Genomic DNA, 14256 nt, shown 5'->3' with positions numbered 1-14256 from the left:
CTCGAAAGCGGATGCAAAGGTATAGCTTTTTTGCAAACCTCCAAAACTTTTGCAGGAAAAAGTTGAATTTTTAGCTTGATTTTAACAGATATTTACAATTAAAGCGCATAATTGTGGGCGAACACATTATAATATTATACGCGAGTGAGAGAAAATAGTAGCGGACGGAATCTGATCGGACGGCGGACGCCACCAAAGGACAAAAGCTGGGATTTTATGGTGTGAAGGGAGGCATAAAGGAGAGCTGATATACAAAAAAGGGTGTGTTAGCAGCAATTACTGCGTGCTAACACACCCTTCTAAGCATTCTATCGAGAAGCAGACTCGCTCCACGTAGAATGTGTTTTTATGGTTTAGCGTACAAAAAGGAGCTCGCGATACTTCGGGAGCGTCCAGAGTTCGTCAGCCACGATAAGCTCGAGCTTGTCGATGTGGTAGCGAATCTCGTCCATCTTCGGAGCCACAGTGTCGTGGTAAGCAATGGCCTTAAGGTGCTCATCCTCAATGCGGTTAGCTACCTTGCGAGCCTCAACCAGCTCCTCTACTCCATTCTCGATAATCTGAGTGCGCTCGGCAATCTCCTCGATAATCTTCTTGTTGCGCGAAGTGAGATTGTCGGCTGTCTCCTTCGGGAAGATGTCGTACATGCTCTGCACGTTCTTAGCCAAACGGCTCTGATAGTGAGTGCAGACAGGGATGATATGGTTCATAGAGAGGTCGCCGAAGACGCGTGCCTCAATCTGAATCTTCTTGGTGTATGTCTCCCACTTCACCTCGTTGCGAGCCTCAAGCTCCTTGCGTGTCATCACGTTCTGGCTCTCGAACATACGGATAGAATCCTCGTCGAGATAGCGCTCGAACACCTTCGGGCACGAAGTCTCGCAGTCGAGACCGCGACGCTTAGCCTCCTCAACCCATTCTTCAGAGTAGCCGTTGCCCTCGAAGTGAACCGGTGCGCAGGTGTGGATATCCTCGCGAACGACGTCGAGAATGGCGCTCACCTTGTCGGAGCCGTTCTCGATGAGAGCGTCTACGCGCTGCTTGAACGACTGCAGAGCCTCAGCAACGGCAGTGTTGAGCACGATCATTGCCGACGCACAGTTTGCCTCAGAACCTACGGCGCGGAACTCGAAGCGGTTGCCGGTGAAGGCGAAAGGCGATGTGCGGTTGCGGTCGGTATTGTCGATGAGAAGTTCCGGAATCTCAGGGATGTCGAGCTTCAAGCCCAGCTTGCCAGCCACGTCGAAGAGTTCGTCCTTGTCAGAAGCGGCGATATGGCTGAGAATCTCTGTTAGCTGGCGTCCGAGGAACGATGAAACGATAGCTGGAGGAGCCTCGTGAGCGCCGAGTCGGTGAGCGTTTGTAGCGCTCATGATAGACGCCTTGAGGAGTCCGTTGTGCTTGTATACAGCCATCAATGTCTCTACGATGAAGACGATGAAGCGGAGGTTGTCCTCCGGAGTCTTACCAGGTCCGTGGAGCAGCACACCGGTGTCTGTAGAGAGACTCCAGTTCTCGTGCTTGCCCGAACCATTGATACCTGCGAACGGCTTCTCGTGGAGCAGAACGCGGAATCCGTGGCGGCGAGCCACCTTCTTCATGAGCGACATGAGAAGCATGTTATGGTCGATGGCGATGTTGGTCTCCTCGAAGATCGGTGCCAACTCGAACTGGTTGGGCGCCACCTCGTTGTGACGAGTCTTGCAAGGGATGCCAAGCTCAAGCGCCTGAATCTCAAGATCCTTCATGAACGCCTGCACACGCTCGGGGATAGCGCCGAAATAGTGGTCGTCCATCTGCTGGTTTTTAGCCGAGTCGTGGCCCATGAGCGTACGACCGGTGAGCATAAGGTCGGGGCGTGCCGAGTAGAGTCCCTCGTCAACGAGGAAGTACTCCTGCTCCCAACCGAGGTTAGAGATGACCTTCTTCACCTCCGGGTAGAAGTAGTGGCAGACAGCCGTAGCCGCCTCGTTCACGGCGTGGAGCGAACGCAAGAGAGGAGCCTTATAGTCGAGCGCCTCGCCGGTGTAAGAGATGAAGATGGTAGGGATACAGAGCGTGTCGTCGATGATGAACACCGGCGATGTGGGGTCCCAAGCCGAATAGCCGCGTGCCTCGAAGGTGTTGCGTATGCCGCCGTTCGGGAACGAGCTTGCGTCAGGCTCCTGCTGTACGAGCAGCTTGCCAGAGAACTCCTCTATCATTCCGCCCTTGCCGTCGTGCTCGATGAAGGCGTCGTGCTTCTCGGCTGTGCCCTCGGTGAGCGGCTGGAACCAGTGTGTGTAGTGAGTGACGCCGTTCTCGTCTGCCCATTGCTTCATGCCTTTAGCCACAGCGTCGGCTATGGAGCGGTCGAGACGCGCGCCGTTGTCGATGACATCGATGAGCTTTTCGTACACTTCGCGCGGAAGATACTTATACATCTTCGCACGGTTGAACACGTTTTTGCCGAAGAACTCCGACGGACGTTCTATCGGCGTAATCACTTCAACTGGTTTCTTGTTGAAAGCCTCGGCTACAACCTCAAATCTTAAATTTGCCATTGTCTAATTGGGTATTTAGTCGTTATATTGTTTTTTTATTGTTTCTCGTTGTATATGTCTGTCACTCGCTTCGCAAGTGTTTAGTGGGTGGAGCGCACCCACTCGCCTATTCTTTGCATCGCCTCCTCGCAGTCTTCGCGTTTTCCGAAGGCAGTGAGGCGCACATAGCCCTCGCCGCTCGGTCCAAAGCCAACGCCCGGTGTGCAGACCACGCCCACGGCATAGAGCATCTGCTCGAAGAATCGCCACGAGTCGATGGCGTGCGGCGTCTTCACCCAGAGATAGGGAGCGTTTCTGCCGCCGAACACTTCGAAGCCCATCTGCGTGAGCGACTCGCACATCAGTTCGGCGTTACGCATGTAGTAGGCTATCGTCTCGCGCACCTGGCGCCTGCCTTCCGGCGTATAGATTGCAGCGGCGGCGCGCTGCGATATGTAGCTCGTTCCGTTGAACTTTGTCGACTGGCGGCGCTCCCAAAGATGGTTGAGCGATATGCGCTGCTTGCCATCAAGCGTCACGGCTGTCACCTCCTTCGGCACTACTGTGTAGCCACAGCGCACGCCGGTGAAGCCTGCCGTCTTCGAGTAGCTGCGAAACTCGATGGCGCATTGCTTTGCGCCGCGTATCTCGTAGATAGAGTGCGGTATGTCGTCGTCCTGGATGTACGCCTCGTAGGCTGCATCGTAGAAGATGAGCGTGTCGTTAGCCAGCGCATACTTCACCCACTTCTTCAGTTCTGCCTTCGGGAGCACGGTTCCCGTAGGGTTGTTCGGGTAGCAGAGGTAAATCATGTCTACGCGATGGTCGGGAATCTGCGGTACGAAGCCGTTCTCAGCGGTGCATGGCAGATAGTTGACGTTGCTCCAGCGACCGTCTTCGAGCACTCCGGCTCTGCCGCACATCACGTTCGAGTCGATATATACGGGGTAAATCGGGTCGGTGACGCCGATGGAGTTGTCCCAGCGCACAATCTCGCCGATGTTTCCCGTGTCGCTCTTTGCTCCGTCGTTAACAAAAACTTCGCTCGGGTCGAGATGTATGCCGCGCGGTGCGAAGTCGTTCTTGATTATCGCCTCGCGCAGAAAGTCGTAGCCGTGCTCCGGCCCGTAACCGTGGAACGTGTCTGCCGACGCCATCTCGTCTACTGCTTTGTGCATTGCCTCCACCACAGCGGGGCACAGCGGCTGCGTCACGTCGCCGATGCCCAGACTGATGACGCGCATCTGCGGATGCGACACCTTGAAGGCGTTCACCTTCTTGGCTATGTCTGCGAACAGATAGCTGTTCGAGAGTTTCAAGAAATGTTCGTTAACCAATGCCATACTCTCTAAATTTTTATCTTGAAATCCTAAATCGTGATTTTTAAATCTCTATTTCTCCATCAAAGACGAAAGCCGCCGGCCCTGTCATATAGACATGCCCGTCGGCTTCATTCCATTCGATATGTAAGGTGCCACCATCCATAATGATGGCGCTGCGACGCGATGACTTGCCCGCAATCGCTGCCGCCACGGCTGTAGCGCAGGCGCCTGTGCCGCATGCCATAGTGATGCCGCTGCCTCGCTCCCACACTCGTGTGCGTATGGCGCCGTCGGCCTTAATCTCGGCGAACTCAATGTTGCAGCGTTCGGGGAAAGCCGAAACTACCTCCATCGCGGAGCCGTATCGTGCCACGTCGAGCGTGTCGATATCGTCGACGAAGCATACAAAGTGGGGGTTGCCCATCGACACGAACGTGCCGTGGAACGTGCGCGAACCGACGGTAAGCGCATCGCCTGCCGTCTCGTCGTACTGCTCGGGCACGTGAAATGTGGGCGCAAGCATGTCGACCGTTACGCTCTCCACCTTATTATTATGTATATTGTCCGAACCGCCACCAGCGTTTTCGCCGTCGGCGAGATGCAACGTCAGAATCTTTACGCCCGAGAGTGTCTGCAGGCGTATGGTTGTCTTGTCGGTGAGTCGGCGCTCGTAGAGATACTTCGCGATGCAGCGCGACGCATTGCCGCACATCTTAGCCTCCGATCCGTCGGCGTTGAAGATGCGCATAGAGAAATCGGCGTCAACGCCGCCGTACGGTTTGCCGATAAGCACGAGTCCATCGCTGCCGATGCCTGTATGGCGGTTGCTCCATGCGATGGCAGCCGCAGACGGGTCGGGCACATCGTACTTCTGCGTGTCAACGTAGATGTAGTCGTTGCCTGCGCCGTGCATCTTTGTGAATCTTACCGACTTTCTCATTCTTCTTATCCTTTTACCTTAAAGCGGAGCCCTGAAACAGCTCCTATTATTATTACGACTGCAAAATTACAACTATTTGCGCAAATACAAATGAATTGGCGGAGCATTTTCGTAATAATTAGCACAAAGTTTCAAATTGAAAGCACTTTTATTATAAATGCTTTCAATTTGAGAATTATCAACGCCATTCAGGCGTTTCTGGTTACAATCTATTACAGCAGCGCCTTTATTTCTGCGTCGAGATCCTTTATCTGTGCGTCGCGCTTCACAACGTTGCAGTTGCGATCGAGCAGGAAGAACGTTGGCACCTGCTGCACGTTGTAGAGTCGGAGCACCTGCTGCGAGTCTTCGTCCATGCGTGTGCACACCCAAGGAAGGGCTGCGGTCTGCGTCTTCCAGAAATGTTCGTCCTCGTCGAGGCTCACCTGATAGATTTCGAAGCCCTGAGCGTGATACTTGTTGTAGAGTTCGCGGAGCATCATGATGCGCTTCATCGACTCGCCGGTGGCGAAGACGTGGAAGTCGAGCATCACCACCTTGCCCTTCAGCGACGAGAGGCTGCGCTGTGCGCCGTGGTTGTCGGTGAGCGTGAAGTCGAGCACACCGCTTGTGTTTAGCTTTGCGGGGTCGAGCGTCGCCTCAGCCTGGCTGCGCAGCATGCGCACCTCCTTCATGCCTTCGATGGCGATGTTGTGAAGGTTGGCGCCGCGCTCGGCGTTGGGATAGAACGCATCCCAGCTGGTAGCCACTGCTGCGAAGACGCGAACGTCCTGCTCGGATGTGCGCGGATTGAAGATGAGCATGGGCTGACCGCCGGCATAGAGCGTCTGGAAGAGTGCGAAGTATGACGAAGCCTTCATCGGCGCCTTGAAGATGTAGCGGGTCTTCACGTCGGTCTTGTATGCCTCGACCACCTTCTGCACGCTGTCTGCCACGGCGTCGGCGCCGAGCAGCGGGTTGCGAGCGATGTTGTTGACGTTCTGCTGAAGCTGCATCTGCATGAGAGCAAGCTCCTTGATGCGCGAGCAGTCGTCCGATCCGCTCACCTCATAGTCGGTTGCCATAGCGGGATATTTCGCCTTCACGGTTACGGTCTCCGTAGAGTCGATGGCTACGTTTATGATTTGTCCGGCGATACGCAGTCGGTAGAACTCGGGGGCTGTGACTGCCTTGCCGTCAAAGGCGAACGCGCCGTCGGCAGAGAGCTTCACGGAGTCGACTGTCTGAACGCCGTTCAGACCCATATTCTCGAAGTAGAGCACGGAGTCGGCAGCGTTCTCGATGGCGCCTTCTACGTGAAACTTGCGCTCGTTGCACGAAGCGAAACCGAGCGCTGTAAGTGCTGCGAAGGTGAATGCAGCAATCTTTTTAGTCATTATATTCATCGTCGTTTTTCTTGTTTGCTTGTTTTAACATGCAAACTTACGCATTATTTTCGGAAAACAAGCAGAAAGAAGTGATTTATTAACAATCGACCGGGTGCTGCGGAGGCCGGAGACCTCCGCTACTTATGCGTTTTAGAAGCTCTGTAGCCACGCCTTCAAATCGAGCAGCATCTCGATGTGATAGCGGAAGTTGGTGCGCAAGCCGTAGCCGTGACCGCCGCTGGGATATACGTGGAGCGATGCGGGCACGTCGTGGCGGTAGAGTTCGGCGTAGTAGTTGACGCCGTTCATGGGCTGCACCACGTGGTCATCGTCGGAGAGGGCGATGAAGGCGCGCGGCGTGACGCGTGTCACCTGCATGTCGGTGCAGTACTTCTGCTCGTCCTTCTTGCGTGCGTGCTCGCCGAGCAGGTTCTTGCGCGAGCCCTGATGGCAGTAGCCGTCGAGCATCGTTATGACCGGATAGAAGAGTATCTGGAAGTTGGGCTTGGCGTCGTCCTTTGAGAGTGTGGCGACGGTAGAAGCGAGGTGTCCGCCGGCAGAGAATCCCATGATACCTACGTTGTCGGCGTCAATGTGCCATGCCTGTGCGTTGCGGCGCACAAGGCGCAGGGCTTCCTCAGCGTCGCTCACGGGCACCTTAGGGTTGCCGGCTGGCATGCGATAGTGGAGCACGATGGCGGCAATGCCCTGGTCGTTGAAGAACGGTGCCCAGTCGATGCCTTCGTGTCCCATAGCCAGATGCTCGTAGCCTCCGCCGGGGCATATCACTACGGCGCGACCCGTGGCATGCTTCTTCTCGGGCAGGTACACCTTCACGTATGCGGTGTCGCCCAAACTATTGTTGTTGGGGGCTTTCTTCTGCCAGAGCTGCACGTCGAACGTGCGCTGAGCGAGCGCCGGAGCGGCGAGAACGAGGCAGAACACAGTGAGTATTACGGACTTGAGCACGACCATAGAGCCGCGCATAGGGTATGCGAAGTATTTCATTTCTGTTACAAAGATTGGTTTTTAGAATATTTATTTGCAAAGGTAACACTTTTTTTGTAATATTGCAGTGCAAAAAAGCGCTTTGTAATAATTAATTAACATTATAGAAATGCATCCATTAGAGAAGTTCGAGTACTGCCCGCGCTGCGGCAGTCATCATTTTGTAGAGAACGGTGCGAGAAGTAGGAAATGCGAGAACTGCGGTTTCGAGTATTTCATGAATCCGAGTGCAGCCAACGTGGCTATCATACGCAACAGCAAGGGCGAGATTCTCGTCACACTGCGCAAGCAGGAACCGGCAAAGGGCACGCTCGACCTGCCTGGCGGCTTCACCGAGATTGGTGAGACGTCGGAGGAGGGTGTTGTGCGCGAGGTGATGGAGGAGACGAACCTCAAGGTGACGGCAGCTCGCTACCTTTTCTCGCTGCCTAACGTATATCGCTATAGTGGCATCGAACTGCCTACGCTCGACATGTTCTACGAGTGTGACGTGGAAGACGAGTCGGTGCTCGCCGCCAACGACGACGCTGCGGAGTGCATGTGGATAAAACCCGAGGATATACACACCGAGCAGTTCGGCCTGCGATCTGTGCGCTGGGGACTGGTGAAGTATCTTGAACGACAGAAGTAACGTGGGGTTCTCTCTTTCTGCTGAGATATACTCCCACAGATTTCACGGATTTTCACGGATGCTAACTTTAGGGGGTGCACTTGTCTCAAGTGCACCAACCAAGTTAACCACACATTCAGCTTGGTTGGTGCACTTCTTGTTATGTTGGTGCACTTGAGACAAGTGCACCCCCTTATAGGGCACTTCTTGCTATGTTGGTGCACTTCTTGCCATGTTGGTGCACTTGAGACAAGTGCACCCCCTATAGTTACCAATCCTTATACGGATGTACGAGCAGCTGCGAGTTGTAGTAGCGGCGGTCGCCCGTCACTTCCTCGCCGATGAAGCTGGGCTTTGCGAACGGCTCGTCCTCGGAGCCAAGCTCCACCTCGGCAACTACGAGTCCGGCGTTGTCGCCGAAGAACTCGTCGACCTCGAACGTGTGGCGCCCGTCGGGCGACTTCACGAGCCAGCGGCACTTGTCTATCACTCCGCCGCGGCAAAGCTCGAAGAGGTGTTCCGCCTCGTCGTTCGTTATCTCCTTTTCGAACTCGTAGCGCGAGAGTCCGGTCCGGTCGCTGTGACTCTTGATGGTGAGCCAGGAGCGGTCGTCGCGGGTACGGACACGCACGGTAGCCGTCTGGCAGGGCATGTATCCCTGCTTGATACGGCTATGAGAAAAGGCAGCCGACTTGTAGTCGCTGCCTTCACGTATAAGGAACTTACGTTCTATTTCTAATCCACTCATATCTTGTTTCTTATTAAAGCGGCGACGGGCAGACATACGCCCGCCCATCGCTTTTTAGTTTCTTATTAAGACTGTGTAAAGGTCCAAATCATATACGCTATTGTAAGTCCGACGAGCGTCCAGATGATTCCTTTCACTACTTTCTTTGCTTTCTTCTCTTGTTCTGCCGCATACTTTGCGCGGCGCACATTACTTTTCTGGCTCATAGTTATTTGATTTTTTGATTGTTTATTCTGTCTTATCCCTAGTATCCCTAGAAAACCTAGCCCCTAGAAAAACCCAGAAGCCCTCTTACTCCTCCTCGCTCACGGGGAATTCCATGAGATACGCCTTGATGAACCCGTCTATCTTGCCGTCCATCACGCCGTCGACGTCGGTGGTCTGATAGTTGGTGCGGTGGTCCTTCACGCGGCGGTCGTCGAAGACGTAGCTGCGTATCTGGCTACCCCACTCTATCTTCTTCTTGCCCGCCTCAATCTTCGCCTGCGCTTCGAGACGCTTCTTCATGGCGCGGTCGTAGAGCTGCGACTTGAGGAGTCGCATGGCGTTGTTGCGGTTCTCGAGCTGCTTGCGACTCTCGGTGTTCTCGATGAGGATTTCCTCCTCCTCGCCCGTGTCGGGGTCGGTATACTGATAGCGGAGGCGTACGCCCGTCTCCACCTTGTTCACGTTCTGACCGCCTGCACCACCCGAGCGGAAGAGGTCCCAGCTAATCTTCGACGGGTCGACATACACCTCGATGGTATCGTCGACGAGCGGCGACACGAACACCGAAGCGAACGACGTCATGCGCTTACCCTGCGCGTTGAACGGCGACACACGCACAAGACGGTGCACTCCGTTCTCGCTCTTGAGAAAGCCGTAGGCGTACTCGCCGCCCTCTATCTCCATCGTGACGCTCTTGATGCCTGCCTCGTCGCCCTCCTGAAGGTTGCTTATCGTCACCTTGTGGCCGTGAGCCTCTGCCCAGCGCATGTACATACGCATGAGCATCTGCGCCCAGTCTTGGCTCTCGGTGCCGCCGGCGCCGGAGTTTATCTTCATCACGCAGTCCATAGGGTCTTCCTTCTGGCGCAGCATGTTCTTCAGCTCGAGGTCTTCGATGGCGGTGATTGCCTTCGAGTAGTCGTCGTCTACCTCCTCTTCGGTTACGAGTTCGTCTTTATGGAAGTCGAAGGCGAGCTGCAACTCGTCGGCGAGCTGGCGCACGTGGGCGTAGCCCTTTATCCAGCGCTCCAGTGTCTTCACCTTCTTCATCTGCTCCTCAGCGCGCTTAGGGTCTTCCCAGAAGTCGGGCGCCTGCGTGCGGAGCTGTTCTTCTTCAAATTCTACTTTCTTCTGGTCGATATTAAGATAGCGCTTGAGGGCATCTGCGCGCTCAAGCACATCCTTCAGTTGGTCGGAAGTGATCATCTATATTTCTATAATTAGAAAGGTTGAGGTGTTGTGATGTTGAGGTGTTGACATTTGTCACCATATCAACATCACAACACATCAACTTTATTCTTCGTACATCTTATCAATTTCGTTCTTGTAGTTCTTGTACACCACCGGTCGGCGTATCTTCAGCGTATTGGTGAGTTCGCCCGACTCCATAGAGAAGTGGTGCGGGATGAGCGTGATGCGCTTCACCTGCTCGTAGTGGGCGAGCTGCTGCTGCAGAGTCTTGACACGGTCAAGAATCATCTTGTTCACCTTCGGGTTGGCGCAGAGGTCTTCGCGCGAGCAGAACTCGATGCCGTGCTCCTTAGCCCAGTCTTCTACGAGGCGGAACTCGGGCACGATGAGCGCCGAAACGAACTTGCGCTCGTTGGCGATTACTGCCACCTGGTCGATATACTTGTCGACGAGTATGAGCGACTCTACAAGCTGCGGCGCGATATACTTGCCGTTGGAGGTCTTGAAGAGGTCCTTGATGCGGTCGGTAAGGAAGAGTTCGCCGTCCTTTATATAGCCTGCGTCGCCGGTGCGGAAGAAGCCGTCCTCGGTGAACGCATCCTTGTTGGCTGCGTCGCGGTGATAATAGCCCTTTGTGATGGTCGGACCCTTGAGCAGCACTTCGTCGTCGTCGCCGATCTTCACCTCAATGCCTCCAATAGGACGTCCTACGGAGCCTATAGTGCAAGGCTTGTTGTCGCGGTCGCAAGATACTGTGGCGAGACTCTCTGTCAAGCCGTAGCCTACAACCATGTTGATGCCTACAGAGTGAACAAAGCGCTCCACTTCGGGCGACACGCGGGCGCCGGCTGTCGGGAAGAGGTTGCTGTTCTCCAAGCCTATCTGCTTGCGCACGAGGCTGAGTATCATCTTGTCGAGGAGTTTGTACTCCATAGCGAGCCAGGGCGAAGGACACTTGCAGCGCATCTTACATTCTACATTGTAGCGGCGTCCCACTTCAAGCGCATGGCGGAACATCTTCTGCTGAAACGAGCTCGAGCGTTCTATCTTCTCCTTCACTGCCTGATATACCTTCTCCCAGAAACGGGGCACGGAAGACATACATGTAGGATGGGTCTCGCGCATCGACTGCTGTATCTCGTGCGGGTCGGTATTAATAATAATATGTGATCCCTCTGAGAAGCCCAGGTATGAGAAGCCACGCTCAAAGATGTGCGTGACGGGGAGGAACTGTATAATGCGGTCGTTCTCGCCGACTTTCACCACGGCATCGTTGGCTGCGAGCGCAGCGTCGTACTGGCCGTAGGTGAGCATTACGCCCTTCGAGTCGCCGGTGGTGCCGGATGTGTAGAGTATGTTGCAGAGGTCGTCCATCGACGCCTCCTTGTAGAGCTGCTCCACCTCCGACTGGCGCGGCAGTCCTTCGCCGTGCTTCAGGAAGTCGTCAAAGTATAGCGCTGCGGGGTCGTGCGTAGAGATGCGCACCGAGCGGTCGAACACGATTATGCGCTCGAGCGTGTTGCAGAGCGCAAAGATGCGGTGCGCCTTGTCGTACTGCTCCTGCTCGCCTACAAAGATGAAGCGCACCTGAGCGTCGTTAATCATATATTGTATCTGCTGCTCGGATGCTGTAGCATAGAACGGGATGGATACAAGCTTCACGCCATAGGCACCGAAGTCGGTAACGAGATACTGAAGACAGTTCTGCGAGAACACAGCTATCTTGTCGTGGGGCTTCGCACCGAGATTGAGAAGGGCGTTGCTCGCCTGCTTCACCAACTGCGAGAAGCGGTTGTAACTGATCTTCTTCCATACTGAAGAGCCAAAGTCTTTATAGGTGAATGCAGCGCGTTCGCCATACTTTGCCGCCAACTTATGGGCGATTACCGAGAGATGACATCTTGTTTGCATAAGCTTTGTTTTAGCAAGACTGCAGCGTGCAGCCTATATGATTATGCAAAAATACGCTAAAAATAGGAAAGAACAAAAAAAACGATAATATATTTTTCGCAAAACAAGAAACGCCGTAAGGTAATACGGGAGAATGTAGTGGAAATATCGAATAATAAATAAAAAAAGCGAATGCTTGGTCAGCCGCCGGCTGACCAAACATTCGCTTTATATTATAATGTACAGAACTGTCTGTATTGAATCAGACTGTGTACAGAACAGATTTACTTAACGATCTTCTTGCCGTTAACGATGTAGAGACCCTTGCCGAGCTTCGAAACATCGTTGCCGAGATAGCGTCCGTCGATAGAGTAAACGCCCTTAACAGCCGGCTGGTTGTTCATCTCAACGTTCTCTATGCCAGTAGTACCGGGATCGGTTACGAATACTTGGTCGAGGAAGTAGCGCAACTCGCCCTGGAAAGTGAGCTTCATCTTGCCGTTACCCTTGATAGTGGTAGAGAAGTCGCCCCATGCACCTGCAGGCATATTAAACTCGCTATTAGCGAGCGAGCCGTTGCTTGCAGACACTTTAAGTGTTGTGCCACTACCGTCGTTCCATGCAGCAGCACGGAAGGTGAGTTTCGCCTCGCCGTTGAGTGTAAACTCAGGAGTTGTAACCTTTGAGTCGCTGCCACCGTTCTTTCCGACACGCAGACACTGGCTGCCACCACGCAGATACTCGCCCGACCAACCTGGCACGTCTGTTGTCAAAGTGCCAGTTGCGAAGTTTGCATCCAACTTGCTGCTCGGCTTGAACTTGCCGTCGTTGCCACCCGTACCAAGCGCCTGATCGAATGTCTCGTACAGCACGTAGCCATCAACTACGCCAGTACCGAGATTATGGTTGGTAAAGGTGAATGATGCCAATCCGCCTGTTACGTTCATCTTAGTGAGCGAGATATTCATAACCTTCGAACCAGAAGCATTCTCTGTGTTTGCTACGTCTGCAGGTTGTGTGGCGTTGGTGAGCTGACGATAGTTATCTCTTGTACCGAACACGTCGCCAGCCTCAGTTGTAGAAGTCTTCCTATTGTCGGCAGGGATGATAGTGATGCGCTCAATGTCGTTGATACCCTTGTGGAAGGTGTTAGGCATGTTGTAGTCCCAAACGGTCTTGTCGTAAGTGATGTGGTTTACGAGGATGCCGCCTGCAGCGATATACTTGTCCCAACCCTTACGCTGACGGTTCTCAATGAGGTAGTACTCGTCTTTGTTCTCCGGGTGGTAGAAGATATAAGCGTCGCCGCCGTCTGCTGTGGTCTTGATGTCTGAGTAAGAAGCGTTCTCGGTAAGCTCGATAGGGTTGATCCAGCCAGCAACCATCTTCTCGTATGCTGTGTAGCCAGCCGGGCAGTATGTGTCGCCGTTGTAGCTACCAGAGCACATGAGGTCCCATGTACCCATACCGTAGTTGCCGCCGTATTCGATGTCATAAACATCGGGGTAGCCCATACAGTGAGAGAACTCGTGGCAGATTGTGCCGATACCTGCGAGCTTGTTGCCGCCGTTCACCTCGTTAGAGCAAGCGTAGATAGAAACGCGCTTGTTGCCGTAGCGTGGATTCGTAGGCAGCTGCGACTTGTGCGGCCAGATTGTCTCCGCGCCGCCGCCGGTAGCTTCGCCTTCGCCAGCGTATACGACGTAAACCATCTCTACGAAGCCGTCGTCATCCCAGTCGTACGGTGAGAAGTCGAGACCGTCGTCGTAAGCCTCGCTACAAGCTCCGGTGATCATGCCCTCGGCGTTCTTGTCGTAAAGACGGTTGCCCTGATTGTCGGTGACGTTCTCGCCATAGCTACTTACCGAACCGAGTGTGTACGGACCTACTACGTCGAATGTGATATTGAACTGGCCGCCGCTCTGTGCGCTGAAGTAGTCGGAAACGCTACCCATGAAACCGTTCTCGCTGAAGCCCTTTTCATTGGCAACGCGTGTGTAAAACGCTTTTGGGTCTGCCATAGAGAACTTCTTGTCTGAGAACTGAGCGAGGATGATAAGGCAACGCTTGTCGCCCTTGTACTCCATCTTCTTGGCGTTTGACTTAACGCGGCGCATATCGCCAGCCACGTTGCCCGCCTTTGTGCGGAGCTGCTTGTTGATCTGACGCAGCTGATCCATGTCAGCTACACGAAGTCTGTTCTGTGCATCCACTGTATAGCGGTTGCCTGAAGCGTCCTGCCAGAAGCTCATGAACTCGTCGCCACGCAACTCCACCTTCACCTCAGTGCCGTTAGGGAGCTGCATAGTGCGCCAGATGCCGCGCTTCGCAGGGATGGCATTTGCAACGAGTGTTGTTGCGAGAGCCAAAGCCAGTGTAAAGATTTTTCTTTTCATTCTTGTATTTGTAGATTTTCTGTTATAGATGAAACTGATGATGCAGAAGCTGTTC

11 protein-coding genes are annotated in these 14256 nt (G+C 54.0%); 1 reads left to right on the top strand and 10 read right to left on the bottom strand.

Annotated elements, in window-relative coordinates:
* Positions 1-353: 353 nt before the first annotated feature.
* The 5 genes from KTQ90_RS08445 to KTQ90_RS08425 form a co-directional block, all read right to left on the bottom strand.
* Positions 354-2543 carry a glutamine synthetase III family protein gene (locus KTQ90_RS08445; protein WP_217318046.1) on the bottom strand — a complete coding sequence of 730 codons (2190 nt, stop codon included), beginning with the start codon at positions 2541-2543 and terminating at the stop codon, positions 354-356.
* 80 nt (positions 2544-2623) lie between these two features.
* Positions 2624-3865 (bottom strand): LL-diaminopimelate aminotransferase, encoded by a 1242-nt coding sequence (locus KTQ90_RS08440; protein ID WP_217318045.1) that lies wholly within the window; start codon positions 3863-3865, stop codon positions 2624-2626.
* A gap of 40 nt (positions 3866-3905) precedes the next feature.
* The gene (gene dapF, locus KTQ90_RS08435) at positions 3906-4784 is read right to left on the bottom strand and encodes a diaminopimelate epimerase (RefSeq protein ID WP_217318043.1); all 879 of its coding nucleotides are present in this window, start codon (positions 4782-4784) and stop codon (positions 3906-3908) included.
* 212 nt (positions 4785-4996) lie between these two features.
* Positions 4997-6169 (bottom strand): TlpA disulfide reductase family protein, encoded by a 1173-nt coding sequence (locus KTQ90_RS08430; RefSeq protein WP_217318042.1) that lies wholly within the window; start codon positions 6167-6169, stop codon positions 4997-4999.
* Between the two features lie 132 nt (positions 6170-6301).
* The gene (locus tag KTQ90_RS08425; RefSeq protein WP_407936612.1) at positions 6302-7159 is read right to left on the bottom strand and encodes an alpha/beta hydrolase; all 858 of its coding nucleotides are present in this window, start codon (positions 7157-7159) and stop codon (positions 6302-6304) included.
* Positions 7160-7268: 109 nt separating this feature from the next.
* Here KTQ90_RS08425 and KTQ90_RS08420 point away from each other — a divergent pair, with 109 nt between their 5' ends.
* A complete protein-coding gene (locus KTQ90_RS08420) occupies positions 7269-7790 on the top strand; it encodes an NUDIX domain-containing protein (protein WP_217318040.1) in 522 nt (173 codons plus the stop codon).
* A gap of 247 nt (positions 7791-8037) precedes the next feature.
* Here KTQ90_RS08420 and KTQ90_RS08415 read toward each other — a convergent pair whose 3' ends face one another.
* The 5 genes from KTQ90_RS08415 to KTQ90_RS08395 form a co-directional block, all read right to left on the bottom strand.
* Positions 8038-8517 carry a CYTH domain-containing protein gene (locus KTQ90_RS08415; RefSeq protein WP_217318039.1) on the bottom strand — a complete coding sequence of 160 codons (480 nt, stop codon included), beginning with the start codon at positions 8515-8517 and terminating at the stop codon, positions 8038-8040.
* Positions 8518-8582: 65 nt separating this feature from the next.
* Positions 8583-8723 carry a hypothetical protein gene (locus KTQ90_RS08410; protein ID WP_022159195.1) on the bottom strand — a complete coding sequence of 47 codons (141 nt, stop codon included), beginning with the start codon at positions 8721-8723 and terminating at the stop codon, positions 8583-8585.
* A gap of 85 nt (positions 8724-8808) precedes the next feature.
* Positions 8809-9930: a peptide chain release factor 2 gene (gene prfB, locus KTQ90_RS08405; protein WP_217318038.1), complete on the bottom strand. Its 1122-nt coding sequence runs from the start codon at positions 9928-9930 to the stop codon at positions 8809-8811.
* An 87-nt stretch (positions 9931-10017) separates the two neighbouring features.
* On the bottom strand, positions 10018-11826 hold the full coding sequence (locus tag KTQ90_RS08400; RefSeq protein WP_217318036.1) for an AMP-dependent synthetase/ligase: 1809 nt from the start codon (positions 11824-11826) through the stop codon (positions 10018-10020).
* A 263-nt stretch (positions 11827-12089) separates the two neighbouring features.
* Entirely contained in the window at positions 12090-14201 is a 2112-nt protein-coding gene (locus KTQ90_RS08395) for a M6 family metalloprotease domain-containing protein (RefSeq protein WP_217318035.1), read from the bottom strand.
* Positions 14202-14256: the final 55 nt, after the last annotated feature.

The organism is Leyella stercorea, assembly GCF_019052365.1.
Taxonomy (GTDB): Bacteria; Bacteroidota; Bacteroidia; order Bacteroidales; family Bacteroidaceae; genus Prevotella.
The sequence above is the reverse complement of the archived record's forward strand: the minus strand, read 5'-3'. Positions and strand labels throughout refer to the sequence as shown.

Excerpts from the sequence above, each read along its gene's own strand:
- KTQ90_RS08425 (WP_407936612.1), bottom strand. The coding sequence starts at position 7,159 with ATGAAATACTTCGCATACCCTATGCGCGGCTCTATGGTCGTGCTCAAG.
- KTQ90_RS08400 (WP_217318036.1), bottom strand. The coding sequence starts at position 11,826 with ATGCAAACAAGATGTCATCTCTCGGTAATCGCCCATAAGTTGGCGGCA.
- dapF (WP_217318043.1), bottom strand. The coding sequence starts at position 4,784 with ATGAGAAAGTCGGTAAGATTCACAAAGATGCACGGCGCAGGCAACGAC.
- KTQ90_RS08410 (WP_022159195.1), bottom strand. The coding sequence starts at position 8,723 with ATGAGCCAGAAAAGTAATGTGCGCCGCGCAAAGTATGCGGCAGAACAA.
- KTQ90_RS08415 (WP_217318039.1), bottom strand. The coding sequence starts at position 8,517 with ATGAGTGGATTAGAAATAGAACGTAAGTTCCTTATACGTGAAGGCAGC.
- KTQ90_RS08430 (WP_217318042.1), bottom strand. The coding sequence starts at position 6,169 with ATGAATATAATGACTAAAAAGATTGCTGCATTCACCTTCGCAGCACTT.
- KTQ90_RS08395 (WP_217318035.1), bottom strand. The coding sequence starts at position 14,201 with ATGAAAAGAAAAATCTTTACACTGGCTTTGGCTCTCGCAACAACACTC.
- KTQ90_RS08420 (WP_217318040.1), top strand. The coding sequence starts at position 7,269 with ATGCATCCATTAGAGAAGTTCGAGTACTGCCCGCGCTGCGGCAGTCAT.
- prfB (WP_217318038.1), bottom strand. The coding sequence starts at position 9,930 with ATGATCACTTCCGACCAACTGAAGGATGTGCTTGAGCGCGCAGATGCC.
- KTQ90_RS08440 (WP_217318045.1), bottom strand. The coding sequence starts at position 3,865 with ATGGCATTGGTTAACGAACATTTCTTGAAACTCTCGAACAGCTATCTG.
- KTQ90_RS08445 (WP_217318046.1), bottom strand. The coding sequence starts at position 2,543 with ATGGCAAATTTAAGATTTGAGGTTGTAGCCGAGGCTTTCAACAAGAAA.